Raw genomic sequence first — 22,818 nt, 5'->3', positions numbered from 1 at the left:
TGGGTTCTCGCTCTAAAGGTTCGAGGTCTTATTCGATGGACAATGTCTGTGCACCACGACTGCCCACCACCACCAGCGCGCCATCGGCGGCCTGAGTGGCGCCGGCCACCGGTGACGGTTCGGGTTGCCGCATCAGGTGCATGTCCGCGCCAGTCCCTTGACTGACCAGCATCTGTCCGCCTTGGGTGAACAAGCGATAATGACCGTTGGCGTCGACGATGCCGGCGGTGATGCTGACGTGAAGGCCACTGTCCAGCGCAGTCCAACTGAGGCCGCCGTTCGTGCTGTGCAGCACGTTGCCGCGCAAGCCATAGGCAATCACTTCGCCAGGCTTGCCAACCACGCCGAAAAAGCTGCCCTGATAGGGTGTTTGCACGGCGGCAAAACGCTGATGGGCGTCATCCCATTTGAGCAACAGGCCTTGCTCCCCAGCGATGTACAGCCCGTCGCCAGTGGAGGCGATGGCGTTGAGGTGAAAGCCCTGCGGGTTGTCGGTACGGTCCTGAAACGGTGTCCAGTTCTGGCCACCATCCTCGGTGCGCAGGATCAGGTTGAATACACCGACCACATAACCAAGGTTGTCGTTGGTGAACCAGACGTCGAGCAAGGGTTTGTCCGCGCCCTGCTCCACCAGTCGCTGGCCTTCGGCGGCCAGCAGTGGCCATTGTTCGTTGCCAGGTTCTGCACTGGCCAACGCCCCATAATGCTTGACCAGCAAGGCACCGATCTGGCGACCGTCCAGTTGCTTGCGCCAGGTCGCCCCGGCGTCGCTGCTGTGCAACACCACGCCGTCGTTGCCGACTGCCCAGCCCTGCATGGCAGACGGAAAATTCACCGCCGTGAGATCGGCACTCACCGGCACGGCGGCTTGCTGCCAGTGTTTGCCGGAGTCATCGGAATAGAGAATGTGGCCACGTTGCCCGACCGCAATCAATCGCTCACCAGCGCGCGCCATGCCGGACAACGGGCTGCTGACAGCCAGGGCGCTGGCCCTGGCCGGCAGATCCAGAACATCGACATAACCGGCCGCCTGGGTGAGCCCCTGCAACATTGCAAACAAGATGCCTAGCGCCAACTGCAGGTACTTTTTGTACGAACACATACCGCGTCCTCTTCAGATAGCCGCGCCGGGACACACAACCGTGCAGCCCGACGTTCAAACCTGGTGTTCGCTTAGCGAATGCCGGAACCCGCCAGGGACTCCGGCGACCACTGCGCCTTGGAGAGCGGATCGATGTACTTGATGCCGCCGTAAGGCCCCACCACACCGTTGATGTTGTAGGAGCCACCGACCAGGTCGTAGATCATGAAGGGCGTGGAATCCGGGATCTGCTTGTCATAGCTTTGGCTGAGGAACGCGAAGGAACCACGGTACAGCTGACCACGGGCGTCATACTGATCGGAGGCCAGAGCGGTCCAGCTGTCTTCATCCAGGTAGAAACGACGCTTCTGATAGATGTGCCGCGCACCGGCCTTGAGGTTGCCCTCCACCACCCAGACCCGGTGTTTTTCCCAGCGCACGTAGTCGGGTGCCAGATGATTGGCGGTGGTCAGCGACTTGGGGTCCAGGGCGTAGGTCAGCTTGTAGGTGTTGTAGGGCACGATCATTTCCTGCTTGCCCACCAGCTTCCAGTCGTAGCGGTCCAGTGCACCGTTGAACACAAAGACATCGTCGTAGGTGCCCGCTCCGGCAGTGCCGGGATTAGGCGTGTCGTAAGCCAGGTTCGGCGCCAGCTTGACCCGACGCTGGCCAGGCAGGTACTGCCAGGCGCGGCGCGGCTGTTGCAACGGGTTGGCGGCGTCCTTGAGCATCACCGCTTCGCCGGCCCGGCGCGCAGGCCCGGTGTAGGACAGCTTCATCTGGTAGTACACGTCGGCGCTGCTGATCGGCTGCGCCAGGTTTTCGTAGATCGGATAGGAAATGAACGCCTGCCCGGTGGTCGCCAGGCTGGGAACGCCTGCGGAGTCGACGTTCCAGGAGTCGTACTTGGAGTTGATGCTGACCCCCTGATAGCGCAGCAGGAAGTTCCACATCGCCTCGTTGCCCGACTGCGGGATTGGAAACGGCACACCGGGCAGCACGTTGTCGATCGCCAGCCCACCTTCGAGGGATTTGGCGCCAGTCGCATTTTTCACGCCGTTGTCCAGCACGGCCTTGGGCAAGGTGACGGTGCGATGGGTCGGATAGACATTGACATGGAAGCTGGGAAAACGCTTGGCCAGTTCTACCGTGGTCGCCGTCAGCTCGCCTTTGTACTGATCGACGTTTTTACCGTCGATCACCAGCAGTGGTTTTTCGTCGACAAAGGGGTCCGGGCGCATGCTGTCACCGGCTTTGAAGCTGGCCGGTGGCGTGGTCAGGCCACCCGAATAGGCGGGAATGGAGCCATCGGCGTTCCCGGCTTTTTCCGCCCCGACCAGGGTCAGGTTGCTGCCCAGTCTGGCGGCTTCCTGAGCCGATACAGCGGCCTGTGCCTGAGCGGTAACGGCCATGGTCAGAGAAACGGCCAGCAATGTGTGCACGAATTTCATCTTGTTGTTCTCCTGCTTAGGTAACTAAGCCATTGGTGAATCAAAAGGTGGTTTTCATCGTCAGGTAAACGGCGCCACGGTCCGCGGTGGTTGCCCCACCGCCGGAAAAGGCCGAGTAGCCACCGCCATAACACGCGTAGTTCTGGTTGCCGCTGAAGGCGTTCGGCGTGGAGCCGTCCCCGCTGCCGGCATTGGCCGCGCCGGTACTCACGCCACTGACATCACACTTGTCGGTCTTGCCGAAGGAGTCCACGTACTTCAGGTCGACAAAGTATTTGTTGTAAACAACGGCACCGACGCCGACCGCATAGTTGCCGGTGTCTTTCGCACCACCACCGGACACCGGTGAAACACCGGCAAGCCCCATGTTGATCGACATCGGCATGTTGAAGTCGACACCAGGAAGTACCTGGTACCAAGTCGGCGTGAAGTTGGCTGCGATACCCCAGTTGTCCCGGGTCGGAGCATCGACACCGCGGTAGCTGCTGTTGCCCTTGTAGAGCGCCGCGTTCTTGCTATCGAGCTTGAGCAGATTGCTGTAATACAGCTCGGTGAGCAGGGTTGCCGAATCGAACACAGGCGTCTTGGGAAAGGTCATCAGACCGTTGAGCGTCCAGTGCAGCGTGTCGCCGGTGGCGCTCATGCTGTCGCCCTTGCTCGGGACGTCATAGACGATTCCGGTCTGTGCCGTACGAGCAGGCAACAGACCCAGACCGGCGCCCAACCCTAGCGGCCCGGTGGAACTGAGAATCGCCGGGATGCTGGCAAGCGGCATGTTGTGACGGATGTTCAGGTCCGAGCCCACACTCACACCGCCCACATCCTTGGACAGGCTCAGACCGAAGATGTGGATATTGTCGGCATAGGCCAATTGATAGGTGCTGGTGCTCAGCGAGTTAAGCGTATTGACGACCGCCGGCACCATACCCGCTGGCGGAGTCCCGTTGGGATTGGCCGAACTGATCCCTGTGGCGTTCAACCAGGCTTGAGGCAAAATGTCCGAGGTCTTGCGGTAATAGACGCCGAGCGTACCGTCCAGCCAGGCGGGCGACCACTTGGCCATCACGCCCCAGTCTCCACTTTTATCCGGCGTCAGATCGTGTCCCCGACGCACGTTGGTCAGCCCGTTGCAGGGCGCCAGGCCGCAGCCCAGGGGGCTGCCGGGTACCACGGCATTGGTGTTGCCCAGCAGGAAAGACTGCGCGCCGAAGCCGACCAGATCGGAACCGCCATAGTAGGTACCGGCTTCCGGCAGTCGGGCAGCATCCCAATCCAGGAAGTACTGGGCGCCAACCGTCAACTCCGGATTGACGGTGAACGACATCGACAGTTGATTACGCGGAACGAACAGTTCCTTGGCTTCGGTACCGGGCGAGGCCGCCAGTTTGGCCAGGTCCAGGCCGGACTGGCCGTAGCTGATCGAGTGCACGGGGTTGAGAACGGTCTCGCCCCAGAACACGTTGTGCTGACCCGCCTTGACGCTTAGCAGGGACTCTTCGCCCACTTCGGTACTGTAGAAAACGAAGGCATCAAGAATTTCGCCGGAGGGACCGGTGTAATAACGCTGGGCATAGTTGCTCAGGTGGGGACTGCCATTGCCGACATTGTCTGTAGTCACCGCCGCAAGGCGTGGATCGTTGGCGACCAGGCCCGACCTGGCGTCGTTGCCGTTGACGAACGGATTGGAATTGGAGCCGGTATTTTCATACGCCTTGTCGTACCAACTGGCGGCACTGAGGCGAAAGCCCATGCTGTTCTTGTAGACCACATCCATCTCGGTCAACAGGTCAATTCGGTTGGTTATATTGGTCCCGGACTTGCGAAAGTTATAGTCGCCATCGTTGTTGTTCGGTGTCCCCAACATGCGCTTGTCGGCGCTCTCGGTGCGCACGCCGTAGTTGTATTTGACGGTGTTATCCAAACGCGCGGTCCAGTCCGGGTTACCCGTATCGAGTTCGACCGCATGGGCAGCCGGCATGGCTGCGGCCAGAATGGCCGAGGCCAACAAGGTGTAACCCGAGGGAGTGAACCCGTGACTCTTATTGTTGTGCATTGCGTTGCCTCCGCCTTTTTGTATTTGTTTTAAGCGCAGCCGCCCTCACGCAACCCCTTGTTCCAGGGGTTTGCGTTTTTCAGGAATGAGGGCAATTGCCGGATGGCTAGCGGCCAGCCGGCTCCTGAACTAGCGGTCCAACTCGAGGATGAATGCTTCGGCTTGTGGCCAGCGGCCATAACCCGCAACCGGATTGAGATGACCCACCGCGCCCAGATTGAGCAGTTCGGCACCCCAGCCTTTAGCCATGCGAGTGACGGCATCCAGGCTGGCAAGGTGATCGTTGGTGCTGGCGGCCACCAGGCTGCGGAACGGCAGCGGGCCTTGGGGTAGAGGATTCCAACCCTGGGTACGCAGGGTTTGGGCGGATGGGTAGCCTTGCGGCCAATCGGCATCGAGATCCGGTGGCGCGGCCAGCAGTGCGCCCTTGATCGGACGACTGTGCCGCGCAGCCCAGTGCGCGACCATCAACACGCCGGCACTGTGGGCCACCAGAATCACTGGCCCTTCGATCTGCTCCAGTTCGTGCTGAATCGCCCGGACCCGGGCGCCGCAGTCGAGCTTGTCGGTTTCAAGCGGCGGCACACTGCGCACCTTGCTCAGCCTGGCCACAAGCAACGTCTGCCAATGCTCGGCAACATGCTCGCGCAGGCCCGGTACGATCAGAACGGTTGCGGCAGTTTGCAGTTTGTCCACTTCAACACCTTCGCTTTCTCGATGACTCGACCGGCTCTATCGCCAGAAGCTTTTTGTAGTACCGACATTAAAGAGCGCCCACCCGAGGCGCTTTTCATTGGACGTCAGTCACTTTTCTTTTGATGACAGATTTCCAGGCGTTGGAGTGGCGCGACCACTGCTCAAAAAACCGACAGGCCCGCTCAAGGCCGCTGTAATCAACGGGTGAGCGTCAATTGATCCATAAGTCGGTGGTGAGTCCCGACAGATCCGCAGGAACATCATCGATGACGTCACAACTGTTCAATTGATGATGTGCTGGATATAGTCGCCACGCTCATTTCCATCGGAATCTGCCCAGGAAAGACCTTCGCATGACCAAGCTTGTTCGCGCCGCCGTCTTGACCAACTACCTGGAGGTCACTCAGTACCTGGGGTTCAACCCACGCGATTTACTGGCGGCCGTCGGCCTGAGCAAGGCCCAGTTGCAAGCCCCTGAACACCGGATTCCCATCGATGCCGCCGTGCGCTTGCTGGAAGAGTCGGCTACCGCCAGCGGCTGTCAGAGCTTCGGCCTGAGCATGGCCGAGTCGCGTCAGCTCTCGGACTTCGGTGTGGTCAGCCTGCTGCTCAGTCACCAGCGTACGCTGCGTGATGCTTTGCAGGTCGTGGTGCATTACCGTCATTTGATGAACGATTCGCTGGCCATCTTCATTGAAGAGGCCGGCAAGATGGTGATCATTCGCGAGGAGGTGGTCACCGAATCACCGATGCCCTGCCGACAAGCCACTGAGCTGGCAATCGGGGTCATGTTCCGCCTGTGCGCCGCCTTGCTTGGCACACACTGGCACCCCTACAGCGTCAACTTCACGCATCAGGCCCCCGACAACCTGCAACTGCATCGTCGCCTGTTCGGTTGCACTCTGGAGTTCGGCAGCGAGTTCAATGGCATTGTCTGTTCCGATGCCAGCCTCGACATGACCAACCCCCATGCCGATCCGGCCATGGCTCGCTACGCCCAGAGTTACCTCGACTCACTGCTGAGCCACGAAGGACCGTCGATGCTGTTCGAGGTGCGCAAAGCCATCTACCTGCTGTTGCCGATGGGACGCGCCACCATCGAGCAGATCGCCCAGACCCAGGGCATGAACGTTCGGACGCTACAGCGCCGCCTCAAAGACGATGGCTGCGCCTTCAACGACCTGATCAACGATGTGCGCCGCGATCTGGTACTGCGTTACCTGGAAAACCCGAATTACTCGCTGGGCCGGATCGCCGACATGCTCGGTTACTCCATGGCGAGTTCCTTCACACGCTGGTTCATCTCCCAGTTCGGCATGCCTCCCGCCGCGTGGCGCAGCGCACAAAAACAGGCCATCAAAGCACCGATGGCCCCAACCACCCTCCCCGGCTCAACCGAACCCTGAACCGATTGAGATAGACGCAGGGATTGCAAAAAAAAACGGCGACTGCTGGTACAGTCGCCGCAAAAGAACCGGTGTTTGTGACACCGGCCGAGAGTCCTGTGGCGAGGGAGCTTGCTCCCGCTGGGGTGCGAAGCAGCCCCAAAACATTCGCCGCATACTTTCTGAAAAACCGCAGTCGTCTTGTTGGGGGCGCTTCGCACCCCAGCGGGAGCAAGCTCCCTCGCCACTTTCAACTGAACAGCAGTGAGGCATAGCCGGGCTTAGAAACCCCAGTGCAGCAACAACAGCACCAGGATGGCGAGGAACACCGTCTCCCCTACCATCAGCAGGATGGGCTTGATGCCGACTGCGGCCAGCTCCTTGAGTTGAGTCTTCATTCCCAAGGCGCTGATGGAAACCACCAGGCACCAGCGCGACAGTTCGTTGACCGAGCCCTGTACCACTGGAGCGACCCAACCGGTGCTGTTGATACAGGCCAGAATCAGAAAACCGACGGCGAACCACGGTAGCAGCGGCGGTCGTTTGCCCGCCGTGTCGGCGCCCTGCATACGGGTGATCAGGGTGGCGCAGAGGATCACCGGCAGCAGCATGGCGACCCGCATCAGCTTGACCACCGTGGCTATGTCACCGGTCTCGGTCGATAGGCTGTAACCGGCACCGACTACCTGAGCGACATCGTGGATGGTGCCGCCGAGGAACATCCCTGCCATTTCTGGTGACAACGACAGCCAGTTGGCAATCATCGGATACAGGATCATCGCCGTGGTCGACAGTGCCGACACCCCAATGACGGTGAACAGCGTGGCACGCTCTTTCTGCGGATGATTGGGCAACGCCGCCGCTAGCGCCAGCGCGGCCGAGGCGCCACAGATCGCGGTTGCCCCACCGGTGAGCATGCCGAACAAACGCTGAAAACCCAGCGCCTTGGCCGCGACCACCGAGACGCCAATCGTCACCACCACCAGAATCACCACCAAGGCCACTGGCTTCCAGCCAAGGGCGGCAATCTGTTCGAGGGTAATGCGCATGCCCAGCAGCGCCACGCCAATGCGCAACACGGTGCGGGCGGTGAACTCGATGCCGGCCTTGCACGCGCCGTCACTGGCCAGGAAGTTGAGCGCCATGCCCAGCAGCAAGGCGAACAGCATCACCGGCGCACCATAATGCTCGGACAGAAAGGAGGCTGCCGCCGCCACAATCAGGCTGACGATGAAACCCGGCGCCAATTCGCGCGTTCGGCTATGGATACGGGTGAGAGCGATGGTGCTCATGGCACGGACTCCTCAGAAACAACGACGATGAATGCCTGGCCGTCGACGACCTCGACCGGGTAGTTGGCGACTTTGAGTTGAGTTGAATTGAGCAAGTAGCCGCTGCGCAGATCGAAGCGCAGGCCATGGGCGCAGCATTGAATCACCCGCCCCTCAAGACGCCCGCCACACAGCGAGGCACCCTGATGCGGGCAACCGTCGTCGATGGCAAACAGATCGCCCTCGACGTTGAACAACGCCAGGCTTTTGCCCTCGAATTCAACCAGCGCACGGCCTCCCGCCCGCGGGAGTTTTCCGGCAGGCACGGGGACACGCCGACTCATGCCGGTAGCCGCGCGCGATGGCTATCGAGCAAGGCTTCGCCCATGGCGCCAAGCAGTTCCTCGGCAGGCTGCGCGCCTACCACCGTCAGGCGACGGTCGAATTGAAAACACGGCACACCGCTGCCAGCTCCTGCCTCGTTGCCGACGTAAGGATCTCCGTCACCTTGCAGAACGGAGGCCATGGCATCAGCGTCGAAGCCACACGCCTGGGCGATGGCGATCAAGGTCTCATGACAACCCAGGTCCTCGCCGTACTGGAAGTAGGCAGCGAACAGACGTTCAAGCAAGACATCACGCTGTGACGTACTGCCCAGCACAGCGGCACGCTCCAGCAAGCGATGGGCATCAGCGGTATTGGGCATGGTGGCGATGCGGCTCAGGTCGATGGGCACCCCCACCGCCATCGCGGCTTGCTGCACCTGAGCCTGGCGCAGACTCACCGCTTCGGCACTGCCCAGGCGCTTGCGATAAAACTCGGCAAAGGGCTCGCCCTGTACCGGCAGTTGTGGCAACAACTGCACCCCGTGCCACACCGTGGTGATTTGCACATCCGGTTGCTGGATGCGCAGCAAATCCTGCGCACGTTCCAGTTGGCGCTTACCGATCAGGCACCACGGGCAGATGAAATCGAAGAACACATCAATACGTAAACGACCACTCACACCTTCACCTCTAACACGGCTTCGCTCACCGACTCGTTGACACGCTCGCCCGCAAGGCGGGCGATATCTTTGTGGTAATGACACTTGGCATAAAAGAACACCGCCGCTGCCGCGATGCTGACCAGCGGCACCCATTGAAAAGCAGCATGCAAGCCGATGAGGTCGGACACCTTGCCGGTGATGAACGGCCCCGGGGCCAACCCAAGCATGTTGTTGGCCAGGGTCAGCGTGGCGAAGGCAGTGCCGTGGACTGAATAATGAGTCAGGTTGGCAACCATCGCTCCGGCAGGTCCGGTGGTGCCGGCGGCAATCAGCATGCCCAGACAGATCAGCACCAGTTGCGCTGGCCCCGCCGGCAAGGCGAACGCCGCCGACAGCAGCAGGCAACTGCCCAGGCAAAACGCGATGGCCAGAGCGACCTTGCGTTCCGGTGAGTCGCGACACATGCGGTCGCTGAGCATGCCGCACAGAATCATTCCCGCTCCGCTGCACAGCACGATGATCGCCGCGACACCGCCCGCCTTGTCCGTACCCATGTCGTAATATCGATTGAGGTAGCTGGGCATCCACACAATTACGGTGCCGCCAACGAACAGTTGCAAGCCACTGCCGATATAGGCCGCAACCACTGAACGGCTGGAACACAGCGTGCGTAATGGGCGCTTGACCGCTGCAACTGCCTTGTTTGCGGTGAGGGCTGCGCGTTGGGGGGCGATACGCGCCTCCTTGACGATGATCGGGTAAAGCACGGCCAGTAGCAGGCCGAAAAGCGCCATGCCAGCGAACGACCAGCGCCAACCCAGCTTGGCAGCGATGACACCGCCTAACGCCATTCCCAGTACTGAACCGAACATGCCGCCCGCCATGAAGGCGCTGGCCAGGGTTGCGCGCATATGTTTGGGAAAGACCGAAATCACCACCGCGATCCCGACACTGCCATAGGCCGCCTCACCGACACCCACCATGAAGCGGGCAATAAACATCTGCGGGTAGTCCTGCGCCAAGGCGCAACCCAGAGTGGCCAGACTCCACAGCAGTGCCATCAGCGCCAGACTTTTTACTCGTCCAAAGCGATCCGCCATCAATGACAGAGGGAATGTCAGCAGGCCAACCATCAAGGCGACAATGCCACTGAGCAACCCGAGCTGGCCGTCGCTCAGTGCCCACTCGCCCTTGAGCATCGGGAACACCGCGTTCAGCACCTGACGCGACATGTAATCGGAAATCAACAGGCCGAACGTCAGTGCGAAGACGATCCAGGCATATTTGCGCGCAATACCGACACCACTGGCGTCGTCATCGTCTGCGGCGATTGGGTGAAAGGCCATGCAGCCTCCTCGAAACATTGTTGTATTTATTGTTATCGAGCGTGTTGCAATGCAGCGAGCGGGAAGCCGTCGACCTCCCGCCCCGCTACTGATCAGTCGCGTTGCGGCACACCTTTCTGGCCGGCCTTGCGGTTGGGGGCCATGCCGTTGGCCAACAGGGTTTCATCGATACTCTGGTACTGCACACCGATGCGGTAAATTTCACGGGCTTCTTTACCGGTGGCGATTTCGCGACCCAGCTCATGGGCTACGCGCACGGTTTGCTCGATCTGCTGCACCGAGCTAAAACGCTCACCTTTGTGATCGATAATCGTGTCTTCAATGCCCACCCGTGGATGCATCCCCATGGCCATTGCCATGACATTGAACGGCAGCACGTTCTTCAGCAGCGATTCGGCGGTCAGGGTACAGCCGTCCGGAGCGCGGTGGACAAAGTTGAAGAAGTTGAACGGATTGGGGCCATCGAAGCCGCCGCCGATGCCGATCCAGGTCAGGTTCAACGGTCCCATGTACACGCCTTTGCGCACCAGGCGCTCAAGGGTTTCCATGGCATGCATGCCGGTCAGCTGGAAATGCGGCTGCACACCCGCCGCCATCAGCCGACGCAGGTGCTCCGCGACCCAGGCCGGGCCCGCCGGCACGGTCATCTCGCTGTAGGCAGCCTGATAGGCCGGGTTAGCCAGGGAAGTGCCTTCCAGGTATTCCGGATAGAGCAGCTCCATGATGTTCATCTGGGTGGTGTTGATCGCCACCGTGACCTGATCGGGTTTTGGCGTCAGCTCGGCCAGCATGTGGCGCGTATCGTCAGACAGCCACTTGGCGGCTTCGCCATCGCTTTCGGGGGCGAAGGAAATCGAACCACCGACCTGGATGATCATGTCCGGCACGGCCTCACGCACACCGGCAATCAACTCATTGAATTTGGACAGACGCTTGGAACCCTTGCCGTCCAGTTCGCGCACATGCAAGTGCAATACGGTAGCCCCGGCTTCATAGCAATCGACCGCCTTCTGTACTTGCTCATCCATGGTCAACGGGATGTCTTCGGGAAAGTCTTCCGGCATCCACTCAGGGCCATACGGGGCCACGGTGATGACCACCTTTTCCATATTTTCCGGGTGCAGGGAATCGTCGAAGAATTGCATGAGTTACTCCTATTATTATGGTTGTCCGCCCACATGGGGTCGTGCCGGGTAAGCCTGTATGCAGGTGCGAGTGCGGGTGCGAATGCAGTTGCGGTCGATCAGTAAGTCTTGTCGCCGATGATCCCGGCACGCTCCATCTTGCGATGGCACGGCGGGTAATCCATGACGGCGTAGTGCTGGGTACTGCGGTTGTCCCAGATGGCGATGCTGTTGGGTTTCCAGCGCCAGCGCACCTGATACTCGGGGATATAGGCCTGGCTGATCAGGTAGCGCAGCAGCTCACTCGCGCCAGGGTTGGCGTCCTGGCCAAAACGTACCCGCTGGGGGGTGTGGTAGTTACTCAAGTGGGTGGTAAAGGCATTGACGAACAGTACCTTTTCAGCGGTTTCCGGATGGGTGCGCACCACCGGGTGCTCGGCATCCGGGTACATCGCCTTGAGTGCCAGACGCTTTTCGATCGGCATGGCGGCACCAAAGCTTGCTTCGATACTGTGGCGGGCGCGCAGGTCGGCAATCTTCGACTTCACGTCATCCGGCAAGCGTGCGTAGGCTTCCACCATGTTGGCCCACATGGTGTCGCCGCCCACGGGCGGGCATTCCACGCAACGCAGCACACAGCCCATCGGCGGTGCTTCGCGCCAGGTAGCATCGGTGTGCCAGGCATTTTCGTAGCGGTCAATCGGCTGGTCCGGACTCTTGTAGATGCGCACCAGGCCCGGATGATCCGGATCGCTGCCAGCCACCGGATGATCCTCCAGCTCGCCGAAACGGCGGGCGAATGCCACGTGCTCGGCGCGAGTGATATCCTGATCGCGCAGGAACACCACCCGATGCTTGAGTAGCTGAGCACGAATCTCGGCAAAAAGACCATTGTCGTGGATCGCGTCGGCGAGGTTCACGCCGAGCAGTTCCGCGCCAATGCTGCAGGTCAATTGTTCGACTTTCATGGCAGGCGGCTCCGTTAGATAACGAAAATCGATGAACCCGTGGTCTTGCGTGATTCCAGGTCGCGATGGGCCTGCACGGCATCTTGCAACGCATAGTGCTGGTTGATCTCGATCTTGATCCGACCGCTGCCGACGAGGCCAAACAACTCGTCCGCCAGAGCAGTTTTTTCCAGCGGGTCGGCGATGTAATCGGCCAAGGCCGGGCGGGTCATGAACAGCGAGCCTTTCATCGCCAGCAGTACCGGATCGAAAGCCGGGATCGGGCCGGACGCCGTGCCGACGCAAACCATCAGGCCGCGGCGCTTGAGCGAATCCAGGGAGCCCATGAAGGTGTTCTTGCCGACACTGTCGAACACCACGTTGACACCGACGCCGTCCGTCAATTCGCGAACGCGCTGGGCGACGTCTTCATGGCTGTAATTGATGACATGATCGCAGCCATGGGCCCGGGCGATTTCGCCCTTGAGCTCGGTGGACACGGTGCCGATGACCGTCAGGCCGAGCAGCTTGGCCCACTGCGAAACGATCAGGCCCACACCACCGGCGGCGGCGTGCAGCAGAATGCTGTCGCCGGCCTTGAAATCGTAAATGCGCCGCATCAGGTACGCCGACGTCAGGCCGCGCATGGTCATGGCCGCGGCCGTCTCGAAACTGATGGTTTCCGGCAGCTTGATCAGCGGCGCGGCCGGAATCAGACGCTCAGTGCTGTAGGCACCCAGCGTATTGAGAAACCCGGTGTAGGTGACGCGATCACCCACTTGTACGTTGGTTACCCCCTCACCGACTGCCTGGACCACACCGGAGGCCTCAACCCCCATGCCGTTAGGCATCGGGATCGGGTAGGTGCCATTGCGAAAGTAGGTGTCGGCATAGTTCAGGCCGACCGCCACATGACGAAGACGGACCTGGCCTGGACCGGGTTCGCCGACTTCGACCTCTTCATAACGAAGAACGTCGGGACCACCGGTTTCGTAGAAGCGTACGGCGTTGGCCATGTTTTCTTATTCTCCATTCTGCAAGGTTGGCGTGCTGCGTCGATTTGCGCTGATTGGACTGTAGGACGCAGTCTGGCGGGCCGCTTCTCATCAGACGACAATGGCTTTTCATTTCGTGACAGCTACCCGCTTGCAGATTCGCAAACAGATTCTCAGCGGAAGAATTCAAGGGGGCGTGCGCAGACTCGAAAAAAGTCTTTATTTGACGAGTCGCGTTTCCTTGGAGGGCCTGTATCCGAAGTACGAGCTATAGCACTTGCTGAAGTGACTGGGGGATACAAAGCCACAAGCAACCAACACGTCTACCTGGGATAGCTCTGTGTGCTGCAGCAGTCGGCGCGCCTCGGTGATACGCAGTTCCATGTAATACCGTTGCGGCGTCGTTCCCAGTTGTTCCTTGAACAGGCGTTCGAGTTGTCTGCGTGAACGGCCAGCGTAGACCGCCAACTGCTCCAACTCCAAAGGCTCTTCGAGGTTGGCATCCATCAGCTTCACCACCTCGCGTAATGGTGCGCTCACACAGATATTTTCAGCCGGTTTTATACGACGATAACGAGACTCCTCGAACGCCAGGATGTCCTCAATCCCCTCGACGAGGGCTTTACCGTGTAATCCCTTGATCCAGTCCAGCGCCATGTGGAATGCCCCAGAGGGACTGGAAGCAGTAAGCCGGTCTCTATCGATGATATAGGGCTCACTGCTGACCTGCGTCGCCTTGCAGAACTCCGCGAGTGCGGGGCGATGTTCGGGGTGGATGGCGCAACGGTAACCGTCAAGCAATCCTGCCCTCCCCAGGAACCATGCGCCATTCCACAACCCGGCCAGACTGACACCGAGGTCTGCGGCAGCTCTCAGCACATGGATGAACTCGTCCGTTGCCTTGAGTTCTGTCCTGTAGCCGCCGCAAATGACCAGCAGATCGACGTTTTGAATGGCTGAAGAATCGATGCGTGCATCCGGCCGAATGACCAGGCCCAGATCGCTGACGACTTCCCCGTCATTCAAGCCGAACGTTCGGGAAGAGAACAACCCGGGCCGTAGAAGATTCGCAGTGACTATCGTATCCAGTGCCTGGGTAAACGCAGGCAGCGAGAAATGCTCGAGCAGCAGAAATCCTGTCCGAGCCATTTGAGGCATCTCGCTGGGGTTTTCATTCAGATAGCGAAGATTCTTGCCCTTCATACCTCCGCTAAATTGGCGTCGTTCGATCAATGTTTGATCCACTCGGTTACGTTAACGACACTGTCGTTTGGTGCGTTGATAAAGCGTCATGCTAACCGCCGGAGTATAAAGTGTACTACGGGCTGAAACCCGGCCGCCGCCAGCCGGTGTGGCAGGTTTTGAGCACTGACTTACACTGCGATACACCCGATGCAAATGAATGACTGTTCAACAGATCGATAGGTCCCACGGCAATCCGGGCATCACGTAATGATCTGGGTGAAGCCAACATGAAAACGCTCACGACCCTTTTCACCTGTCTGCTCGCTGCCAGCCTGTGCGCGGCGACGAGCACCTGTGCAAATGCTGCACCCCCTTCGCCACTCTTCAAGACCAGCTTCGACTGCGCCAAGGCAAGTGCATCCGTCGAAAAGCTAATCTGTCGCGATCCGCAACTGGCGCAGATGGATATCGAACTGACGCGTCTTTATCGCCTGGCGCTCACGGATGAACATTCAGTATCGCGTCCAGACAAAGTCATGATCGACCAGCAGTTCTGGATCGAGGCCCGCAATCAGTGTGCCTCCACGCCTGCGCCCAAGGCGTGCACGATCCGAAGTTATGCCGAGCGCGCGCACCAGCTACGCCAAGGCTCGGCAATTGTGAGAACCAAGGATCCAGACAGACTCACCGAAGGCCCCCTGGTTTTTCGTTGTACCGGGATTAACGCGCTGATTGCTGCCACGTTCTTTAGCACGCAGCCTGGTGTGGTGTACCTGAAATGGGCAAACAGCTCGATCACCCTGAGCCAGGTGCAGAGTGATTCGGGAACCCACTACACGGGCAAGGATTACCAGGGGAACTACAGCTTCTGGCAAAACGGCGACGTGGTCCTCTTCCAGAAGCCCGGCTCAGGGGAAATGAGTTGTACGGCCGAGCCGGCCAGCTGATTTCTCTGGCGCAGGTACGGTATACACATTTAGGTCAGATCAAGAACCTTCACAAGGACTGCAAAGAGGATGTATAGCAAGGCCATCGATGCCAACAGCCCGCGCGAGATGATGCCCTTTCGGAAAGCCAGGAACATGATGCCCACACCTAGCAGAGTGATGACCCCCGCCAAAACCAGCGACTTGTCCAGCGCCCAGGGAGTGAAGAACAAACCGAATGCAGTGGGCACTGTGGCTTGAATCATCATGGCGCCACTGATGTTGGCCAAGGCCAGCCGATGCTTGCCCTGCCGAATCCAGATGATGGCATTCAGCGTCTCGGGTAACTCGGTAGCAATCGGGCTGAGCAACAGGGCCAACAGTTGAGGGTGAATACCCAGCATTGGACCCAGGGCGTCGAGTTGTCCAACAAAGAAGTGAGAGGCAGCAAAGATAACCGCCAAGGCGATAAGCGTTTGAGTCACGGCCGCCGACGTCGACGGAGTCGCTTGGCCTGGCGACAGCTTCAGGGGTTCAAGCTCATGCTCTTCTTCATCCTGCTCAGCACGCATTTCCTTCCAGAAATACGCAGCATAGGCCGCCAGGAAAAGAACACCGAGCCAAGGTTTGTATACGAACACGACAAGACCGAGCGCGATCTTCGCCACAAAGATCGTGAGGAACCATCCTTGATCACGGCTGAGTCGTTTGAAGTCCTGACGGATGGCCTCGGTATTCGCCAAGCGCTGACGACACAGCAAGAGCGTCACACCGACCACCGCATAGGCGATTGTAGCCAGGACCAGAGGGCCGCCGAGTGCAGCACCGACACCGAGGGACTTCTGCTCTGGCGTGTCGCCAAACACAACGGCAATGAACGTGATCACACTTTCGGGTAACGCCGTACCGAAGGCCGCCAGAATGGAGCCCGTGGCCTGCTGCCCGACCGCAAGTTTGCGACCGACCCACTCGACGCCATTGACGAAGTATTCACAAGCCAGATAGATGACAACCGCGGAGCCCAACAGCAACGCAAACGTCATGGGCATTGAATGCATGAGGAAACCTGAGGGGCCGGACACAAGAGCCAATGGTTCAGACACCCGCGTCCGACCCACAGACAGGTATCTTCACCAATGGTCTTGCCAAGTCATACGACCGGTCACGCCATGGCTTGCGAGCCAAGTATGTTGACGTGACCCCTTCCGGAAACGAAGGCGGCTACTCCCCAAGGGAACGGCGATCCTAAAGATGAAGTACACATGCGTCAACGGCTTAGTTGCGAGTCTTCGAACTCAGGACCTCATTACTTTGTTGCAGGCTCATATATAGCTAGAGCGGGCGGTACTTTAAGCGCTCGATACAAATATTTGTAACGTCTTATGTCTAAAAAGCGCTTCAGTATCATTTTCTGAATGAACGCTGAACACTATCCATCGAGCGGGTTACAGCAAACGCAATCCCTCTTACTCTTGTTCCGGAAATAATCCGTTGGGGGTTACCCAACAGTCTTGAGTGGTAATTTTTATATAGGAGCTAATCAAAAAAACAGTGTGTTGACAGCGGCGATGCCCGATTCCAGATCGGCCCCGCCCTGGTTTATTTAATGTTGCAGTATCTCGTTCGGCGAGGCTCCTGTACAAACACAGGTCACTGATCTGACGACGTCGAGAGACGCCCAAGGTTAAGACAGGCTCTATCGGATTAAGGTTTAGCCCAAGTGACTTCCGGCCGCAGTGGCCCGGATACGTTGTACAGTGCCAAAACTTAGACGTGGAGATCGCTTTCTGCACTCTCTTCTCTGGTTTACGCCCCTATGTGAGAACTGTTTGTGGTCAAAACAGCTACGGGGACTACCTCAAATGTCAATTGCAAGCGCTACCCCTTCCACGTTCAAGGACATCCGCCTGAAAGACACAGTGGTGTCTTATATGAGCCCTCTTCTCATCACCGTGACCGGCAACATGACGGTCAGCCAGGCGAGGGAACATCTGCTCAAGCAACTGCCGGACGATGATATTCCGGCGCACATCTTTGTCACTGATCCGCATAGCGCTGTGCATGGCCAACTGTCGGTCAAGAAACTGCTCACCGAAAAAAGCATGGACCTTTGCGTTCGCGAACTGATGATGCCTATTCGCTTTTCGGTTTCGCCGAATCAACTGCGGCGCGACATCGTGCCCGAGCTGATCGAGAAAGGCGTGGACATCGTCCCCGTCGTCAGCGAAGGCCGGCTGCTGGGTGTGCTGTATGAGAAAGAAATCGCAGTGCTGATTCAAGACGAAGGCACCGACGATGCTCAACGTCAGGGCGCCAGCCTGCCGCTGGAAACGCCCTACCTCAGCACCAGCCCGTGGAGCTTGTGGAAAAAGCGCTTGCCTTGGCTACTGCTGCTGTTTCTCGCTGAAGCCTACACCAGCACCATTTTGCAAGTATTCGAAGAGCAGCTCGAAGCCGCTATCGCCCTGGCCTTCTTCATTCCCTTACTGATCGGCACCGGCGGCAACAGTGGCACGCAGATCACCTCCACCCTGGTGCGCGCCATGGCCTTGGGCGAAGTCAGCCTGCGAAATGTCGGCACGGTTTTGCGCAAGGAAGTGACCACCTCCTTCATGATCGCGCTGGCGATCGGCATCGTGGCCTGGATCCGGGCGTGGATGCTGGGGGTGGGATCGGATATCGCCATGGTGGTCTGCCTGACGCTGGTCGCCATCACCATCTGGAGCGCCATCGTCTCATCCATCATCCCGATGCTGTTAAGAAAGATGCGCATTGATCCGGCAGTGGTCTCGGCCCCCTTCATCGCTACTTTTATCGACGGTACCGGCCTGGTCATCTATTTCAACATTGCCAAACTGGTGATGACTGACCTGCCGGTTTAAGCCGAAACCACCCTCTGTTAAATGGCGGAAGGCAGCGGGAGTCGAACCTGCCCGGGAACGGCTGCCGCCCCCAACCGGGTTTGAAGCCCGGCCGCGCCACCGGACGCGATTGCCTTCCTTGAAGTCAGTCCTCGGTTCGCTGTGCCAGAGCATTGTCCGCACGGATGCGACGCTGGTCGCCAAACCTCCGGGTCAAGCCGATCCGGTCGAAGAACTCGAGTATCTGGATACTGCGCTTGCGGCCGATCCCTACCTTGTCTCGAAACGCCGCCGCCTGAATCAGCGGATTGTCGGCGACCAGTTGCAACAGCATAGCTGCCAATTCGCGCACCGAAGCGTCGAGGTAAAACAGGTCACGGACAACTTGATGAACCAGCCCTGATCTCGCCAGCTTGCGTAGCAGCAAGCGCACGGCAGCTTCATCACATCCAACGGCGCTGGCCAGGTTGCGCACCCAGGGTGGATCGAAGCCAGCCTGTTCGAACAGCGGCTGCAGGCGTTGCCACAGGGCCTCGTCTTCTTCGCTCAGTCGCACCTGGTGTTCGGGCAAATGCAGCCACGGTCCACTGGCGGCAATGGCGCCGCTGGACAGCAGTTCGTCGAGCAGACTGATGAAGGTCGGTCGGTCCAGCGGCGTGGCTGCGAACCGGCGCAAGCGATCCCGGTCTGGCCCCAACTCGTCCGGTTCAAGCTGATGAAAGCGCGCCAGTTGCTCCAGCAACGAAACTTTCAGCGCCTCCCAACGGACAGTGTTGAACAATAACGGACCTTGGCGCGTAGCAACGACACGAACATCTGCCGGCAACTGCCAGGTGCTGCGCAGGCGATTGAACTGGCGTTCCAGGCGCAAGGGGTCGAGCCCGGCGTCACTGTTGGCAAGCAGTTCTGGCAGTGTTTGCTCCAGACTTTCGCTGGCGGCCAGGGCTTGCAACTGCATCAGTCTGATCGGACTGCGGCGCTGGCGTGCCGGTGCAAACGGGTCGAGCACCCGCCCGCCGCCGAGGGTGCGCCGTGCGCTCTGGTCGCGCAAAACCAGGCGGTCGCCATGCACCGCCTGCAACGGCGTGTTCAGCAACAATTGCGCGAACATCCGTTCACCCGGTTCCAGGCGTGTGCCCTCCAGTAATGCGACCCGGGCGGTGACATCCTGAGTGCCCAGATGCACATGCACCGGGCTGAAATGTTCGAAAGCGCGTGGTTCGCTGATCAGCAACTGCATCTCGATGTCCAGGCGCTGCGTGGGCGCGAACAGCCACTCGGCCAGTAACCAGTCACCACGGTGGATTTGTTCCAGGGCCAGGCGCTCGGCACTCAGGTTCAACGCCACCCGCTGCCCGCCCCAGGCTTCGACAACGACGTGGTTCTGCGCATGCAAACTCCGCACTCGCACAGGCTTGCCTGTCTTGCCCAACAGGAGTGTATCGCCCACCTTGACCTGCCCGGCCAACGCTGTGCCGGTGACCACAATACCGGCGCCGGCGACGCTGAAAGCGCGGTCGATAGCCAGACGGAATCCCCCACTGGCGCTACGCTGGTGGACCTCACACTGGGCGGCCAGCAATGCCTGGCGCAGCGCTTCAATGCCCTCCCCGGTCAGGCTCGACACGGCGAACTGCGGCGCGCCGTTATAGGCCCCTGACGCCAGCAACGCGGCGACCTGGGCGTGTACCGACTGCACTCGGTCGGGCTCGACCCGGTCACATTTGCTGATCACGACCAGCAACTGGGGGATGCCCAGTAGCTCGACGATTGCCAAATGCTCGCGGGTCTGGGGCATGACCCCGTCATCGGCAGCCACTACCAGCAGCACCAGGTCGATGCCTTGAGCGCCAGCGAGCATGTTGTGGATGAAACGCTCGTGACCGGGCACGTCGATAAAACCGGTCATGTCCGCCCCGGGTTCCAACGGTGCATAAAGAAAACCCAGGTCGATGGTGATGCCGCGCTCGCGTTCTTCCCGGCGCCGGTCACCGGCCTGCCCCGTCAGGGCTGCGAGCAACGCTGTTTTTCCATGGTCGATGTGTCCGGCGGTGCCGACGATCACCTTGCCTCCCCCACCCCTTGCAGCAGGTTCAGTTGAGCGAGCCAGGCCGCTTCGTCGTCCAGTTGGCGCAGGTCCAGCCACAGGGCATCGTCGTCGATACGACCGAGCACTGGAATGGGCAAGGCTCGCAAAGCGGCTTCCAGGCCATGCAATCGCCGTCCCCGCAAGCGTTTGGATACCAGCGGGCGCAGGCATAAGGCAGCGCTTGGCAACCGAGCCACCGGTTGGCTGCCGCTGCCGATCATCCCCAGTGCAGGTAACGCGGCCACCCCCCAGCCGCCGCCCAACACGTGCGCCAGCAGCGGACGCAGACGTTCGGCCTGAACCAGGATATCGGCTTGCGGGCGGGTGAGCAGACGCAGACTGGGCAGACGTTCGGCCAATCGGTTGGGATCGCGGTACAGCCCCAGCACGGCTTCGAGGGCAGCCAGGGTCAGTTTGTCCACGCGCAAGGCCCGTTTGAGCGGGTTCTTCTTGATCCGGGTGATCAGATCCTTGCGACCGACGATCAATCCCGCCTGCGGACCACCCAGCAACTTGTCGCCGCTGAAGGTGACGATATCCGCCCCGTCGGTCAGCGCCTGGCGTACTGTCGGTTCGGCGGGCAGGCCCCAGCGAGTCAGGTCCAGCAGACTGCCGCTGCCCAAATCTTCAAGCAGTGGCAGTCCATGCCGGTGGGCCAGTTGCGCCAGTTCGGCGGTCGGCACCTGGGCCGTAAAGCCTTGAATGCTGTAATTGCTGGTGTGTACGCGCATCAACAAACCACTGCGAGTGCCAATGGCGGCTTCGTAGTCTCGGGCATGGGTGCGGTTGGTGGTGCCGACTTCATGCAGTTTGACCCCGGCCCGAACCATGATGTCAGGGATGCGGAATGCACCGCCGATTTCGATCAGTTCGCCACGGGAGATGATGCCCTCTTTGCGCGCACCCAGGCTGTTGAGCGCGAGCAACACGGCAGCAGCGTTGTTGTTGACCACCGTTACCGCCTCGGCACCGGTCAGCTCGCGTACCAGGCCTTCGATCAGATCATCGCGATCACCGCGCTTGCCACTTTCCAGGTCGAATTCCAGATTGAGCGGATAGCGGGCAGCCTGTTGCACTGCCTCGATCGCTTCCTCCGGCAACAGTGCCCGACCGAGGTTGGTATGCAGCACCGTGCCGGTGAGGTTGAACACTCGTCGTACCCGACTGCGGTGCTGGTTTTCCAGGCGTTCGCCAGCCCTCCCCGCCAATACCTGAGCCGTGAGTTCAATGGCGTCAAGCTGGCCCAGTTGAACCGGTTCGCGCAAGTCATCAAGCAACTGCCGCAGGGTGGCGAGCAAGGCCTCGCGGCCATAGCGTTCGGCCAGCGGTTGGCAGGCGGGGCTGCGTAGCAGGCTGTCGATGGAGGGTAAATGCGTGGGGACGCTGGCGAGTCTTGCGGGCATCAAGGAGGCTCCCTGAAACGGTTGACCGTCGCGGGAGCGCAACTGAACAGGCGCAGGTCCCGGAAACCTGAGTGTAGCCGCTGCGATCAATCTCCCCCAGGCGCCAGCATCAGGTTCGGTGCCAGGCGCTGGTAGCCTTCCAGGTCCAGGCGCATGTCCAGCGTCAAGCTCGCGAGGTCCGCCGAGAGCGCTTCGGCTTCAGCGTCATTTTCCAGGTAGAGCAGTTTCAGGTAGCGGTTGCAGCCGGGACAGATTTCAGCCCGCAGCGGTGCCTGATCGGCGGTATGGCGGTCATCCTCGAAGCTGACGTATTTGAGCCCTTTGCTCTGCTCGCAGTAGACGCATTTGACCCGCACCACATGCCATTCGCAGGCACACAGCGAACACACCAGGTAACGCAGCCCGTTGTATTTGCCGCGCTGGTGAATCACCCCGGCCATGGCCGGCGAACCGCAAGCCGGGCATTGGCCGAGGCTGGTGCAAGGCTTTAATTCGCCAGTCGGCATGCTGAGTAACCATTGGCTCCAGGCCGCCTGCAAGGCCGCACCGAGAAACGGCACCAGCGCCGCCGGCAGCCCCGCGTACTGGCCGCTGAGCAAGGCAATCGCCCAGACTTTGCACTGCCCGACACTGGCGTTGTGCAAGGTTGCCACGGCATTTTTCACGGCAGATCGCGGCGGTGCCTGGTAACGCCGCAGTAAGGTTTCCAGATACGGCAGCCAGCCGTCCTCGCGCACCAGACTGTCGGCGGCCAACGGTGGCAAGCCATGCTCGTGGCACAGCAACAGGCGCTCGGGAGTCGGGGCCGGAGTCAGCGGCGGCTCGTCCAACAGGCTCTGCTGGAGGTGGCACAGACCGGCGACCAGATGCAGGTAATCGGCCAGTGGATGCCCATTGGCCAATCGCTCCAGGCGAATTGCACGCAAGCTGAACAGGTTGTGCGGCGGCAGGCGCAGGAACGGCGGCGTGCTCGCCGACGCTTCGATCTGGCCGGGCTCGAGTATCAGGCTCAAGGCA

The 22,818-nt window shown here is 60.0% G+C and carries 19 protein-coding genes, 1 tRNA gene and 2 riboswitches; of the genes, 3 read left to right on the top strand and 17 right to left on the bottom strand.

What is annotated here, in order from left to right; all coding sequences use genetic code 11:
• Positions 1-28: 28 nt before the first annotated feature.
• From AC1RKH_RS04015 to AC1RKH_RS04000, 4 genes are all read right to left on the bottom strand, one after another.
• A complete protein-coding gene (locus AC1RKH_RS04015; protein ID WP_493061206.1) occupies positions 29-1,102 on the bottom strand; it encodes a WD40/YVTN/BNR-like repeat-containing protein in 1,074 nt (357 codons plus the stop codon).
• A gap of 71 nt (positions 1,103-1,173) precedes the next feature.
• On the bottom strand, positions 1,174-2,532 hold the full coding sequence (locus AC1RKH_RS04010) for a DUF1329 domain-containing protein (protein ID WP_493061205.1): 1,359 nt from the start codon (positions 2,530-2,532) through the stop codon (positions 1,174-1,176).
• Between the two features lie 40 nt (positions 2,533-2,572).
• On the bottom strand, positions 2,573-4,585 hold the full coding sequence (locus AC1RKH_RS04005) for a DUF1302 domain-containing protein (protein WP_493061204.1): 2,013 nt from the start codon (positions 4,583-4,585) through the stop codon (positions 2,573-2,575).
• A 129-nt stretch (positions 4,586-4,714) separates the two neighbouring features.
• Positions 4,715-5,281: an RBBP9/YdeN family alpha/beta hydrolase gene (locus AC1RKH_RS04000; protein ID WP_493061203.1), complete on the bottom strand. Its 567-nt coding sequence runs from the start codon at positions 5,279-5,281 to the stop codon at positions 4,715-4,717.
• 353 nt (positions 5,282-5,634) lie between these two features.
• Between AC1RKH_RS04000 and AC1RKH_RS03995 the strand changes: the two genes are divergently transcribed.
• Complete coding sequence (locus AC1RKH_RS03995) at positions 5,635-6,687, top strand: AraC family transcriptional regulator (protein WP_123424649.1); 1,053 nt, start codon at positions 5,635-5,637, stop codon at positions 6,685-6,687.
• A gap of 260 nt (positions 6,688-6,947) precedes the next feature.
• On the opposite strand, the gene AC1RKH_RS03990 is transcribed toward AC1RKH_RS03995, so the two are convergent.
• From AC1RKH_RS03990 to AC1RKH_RS03955, 8 genes are all read right to left on the bottom strand, one after another.
• Positions 6,948-7,958, bottom strand: a complete 1,011-nt coding sequence (locus AC1RKH_RS03990) for a YeiH family protein (protein ID WP_493061202.1) — start codon at positions 7,956-7,958, stop codon at positions 6,948-6,950.
• Positions 7,955-8,281 (bottom strand): Rieske (2Fe-2S) protein, encoded by a 327-nt coding sequence (locus AC1RKH_RS03985; RefSeq protein ID WP_493061201.1) that lies wholly within the window; start codon positions 8,279-8,281, stop codon positions 7,955-7,957. Before AC1RKH_RS03985 ends, AC1RKH_RS03990 begins: the two co-directional genes overlap by 4 nt.
• Positions 8,278-8,943 carry a DsbA family oxidoreductase gene (locus tag AC1RKH_RS03980; RefSeq protein WP_493061200.1) on the bottom strand — a complete coding sequence of 222 codons (666 nt, stop codon included), beginning with the start codon at positions 8,941-8,943 and terminating at the stop codon, positions 8,278-8,280. Before AC1RKH_RS03980 ends, AC1RKH_RS03985 begins: the two co-directional genes overlap by 4 nt.
• Positions 8,940-10,271, bottom strand: a complete 1,332-nt coding sequence (locus tag AC1RKH_RS03975) for an MFS transporter (RefSeq protein ID WP_493061199.1) — start codon at positions 10,269-10,271, stop codon at positions 8,940-8,942. The genes AC1RKH_RS03980 and AC1RKH_RS03975 overlap by 4 nt, the downstream gene beginning before the upstream one ends.
• A 92-nt stretch (positions 10,272-10,363) precedes the next feature.
• Complete coding sequence (locus tag AC1RKH_RS03970) at positions 10,364-11,416, bottom strand: beta-keto acid cleavage family enzyme (RefSeq protein WP_493061198.1); 1,053 nt, start codon at positions 11,414-11,416, stop codon at positions 10,364-10,366.
• Positions 11,417-11,514: 98 nt separating this feature from the next.
• Entirely contained in the window at positions 11,515-12,363 is an 849-nt protein-coding gene (locus tag AC1RKH_RS03965; RefSeq protein WP_493061197.1) for a TauD/TfdA dioxygenase family protein, read from the bottom strand.
• Positions 12,364-12,377: 14 nt separating this feature from the next.
• Positions 12,378-13,358 (bottom strand): quinone oxidoreductase family protein, encoded by a 981-nt coding sequence (locus AC1RKH_RS03960; protein ID WP_493061196.1) that lies wholly within the window; start codon positions 13,356-13,358, stop codon positions 12,378-12,380.
• 198 nt (positions 13,359-13,556) lie between these two features.
• Positions 13,557-14,540: a GlxA family transcriptional regulator gene (locus AC1RKH_RS03955; RefSeq protein WP_493061382.1), complete on the bottom strand. Its 984-nt coding sequence runs from the start codon at positions 14,538-14,540 to the stop codon at positions 13,557-13,559.
• Positions 14,541-14,809: 269 nt separating this feature from the next.
• Between AC1RKH_RS03955 and AC1RKH_RS03950 the strand changes: the two genes are divergently transcribed.
• Positions 14,810-15,469: an MliC family protein gene (locus AC1RKH_RS03950; RefSeq protein ID WP_493061195.1), complete on the top strand. Its 660-nt coding sequence runs from the start codon at positions 14,810-14,812 to the stop codon at positions 15,467-15,469.
• Positions 15,470-15,498: 29 nt separating this feature from the next.
• On the opposite strand, the gene AC1RKH_RS03945 is transcribed toward AC1RKH_RS03950, so the two are convergent.
• Entirely contained in the window at positions 15,499-16,506 is a 1,008-nt protein-coding gene (locus AC1RKH_RS03945) for a sodium:calcium antiporter (protein WP_493061194.1), read from the bottom strand.
• A gap of 10 nt (positions 16,507-16,516) precedes the next feature.
• Positions 16,517-16,683: riboswitch (yybP-ykoY riboswitch) on the bottom strand.
• Positions 16,684-17,059: 376 nt separating this feature from the next.
• Positions 17,060-17,234: riboswitch (M-box (ykoK) riboswitch) on the top strand.
• 145 nt (positions 17,235-17,379) lie between these two features.
• On the opposite strand from AC1RKH_RS03945, the gene AC1RKH_RS03940 reads away from it, so the two are divergent.
• Positions 17,380-18,330: a magnesium transporter gene (locus tag AC1RKH_RS03940; RefSeq protein WP_493061193.1), complete on the top strand. Its 951-nt coding sequence runs from the start codon at positions 17,380-17,382 to the stop codon at positions 18,328-18,330.
• A gap of 22 nt (positions 18,331-18,352) precedes the next feature.
• Here AC1RKH_RS03940 and AC1RKH_RS03935 read toward each other — a convergent pair.
• The 4 genes from AC1RKH_RS03935 to fdhE all read right to left on the bottom strand — a co-directional run bounded on the left by AC1RKH_RS03935 (position 18,353) and on the right by fdhE (position 22,814).
• Positions 18,353-18,448 (bottom strand) — tRNA-Sec (locus tag AC1RKH_RS03935).
• A 6-nt stretch (positions 18,449-18,454) separates the two neighbouring features.
• On the bottom strand, positions 18,455-20,374 hold the full coding sequence (selB, locus tag AC1RKH_RS03930; protein WP_493061192.1) for a selenocysteine-specific translation elongation factor: 1,920 nt from the start codon (positions 20,372-20,374) through the stop codon (positions 18,455-18,457).
• Entirely contained in the window at positions 20,371-21,801 is a 1,431-nt protein-coding gene (gene selA, locus AC1RKH_RS03925; RefSeq protein WP_493061191.1) for an L-seryl-tRNA(Sec) selenium transferase, read from the bottom strand. Before selA ends, selB begins: the two co-directional genes overlap by 4 nt.
• Positions 21,802-21,887: 86 nt before the next feature.
• Complete coding sequence (fdhE, locus tag AC1RKH_RS03920) at positions 21,888-22,814, bottom strand: formate dehydrogenase accessory protein FdhE (RefSeq protein ID WP_493061190.1); 927 nt, start codon at positions 22,812-22,814, stop codon at positions 21,888-21,890.
• Positions 22,815-22,818 lie beyond the last annotated feature (4 nt).

This window comes from Pseudomonas sp. GW822-FHT06B12, assembly GCF_058799675.1.
This window is presented reverse-complemented; position numbering and strand designations above follow the sequence as displayed.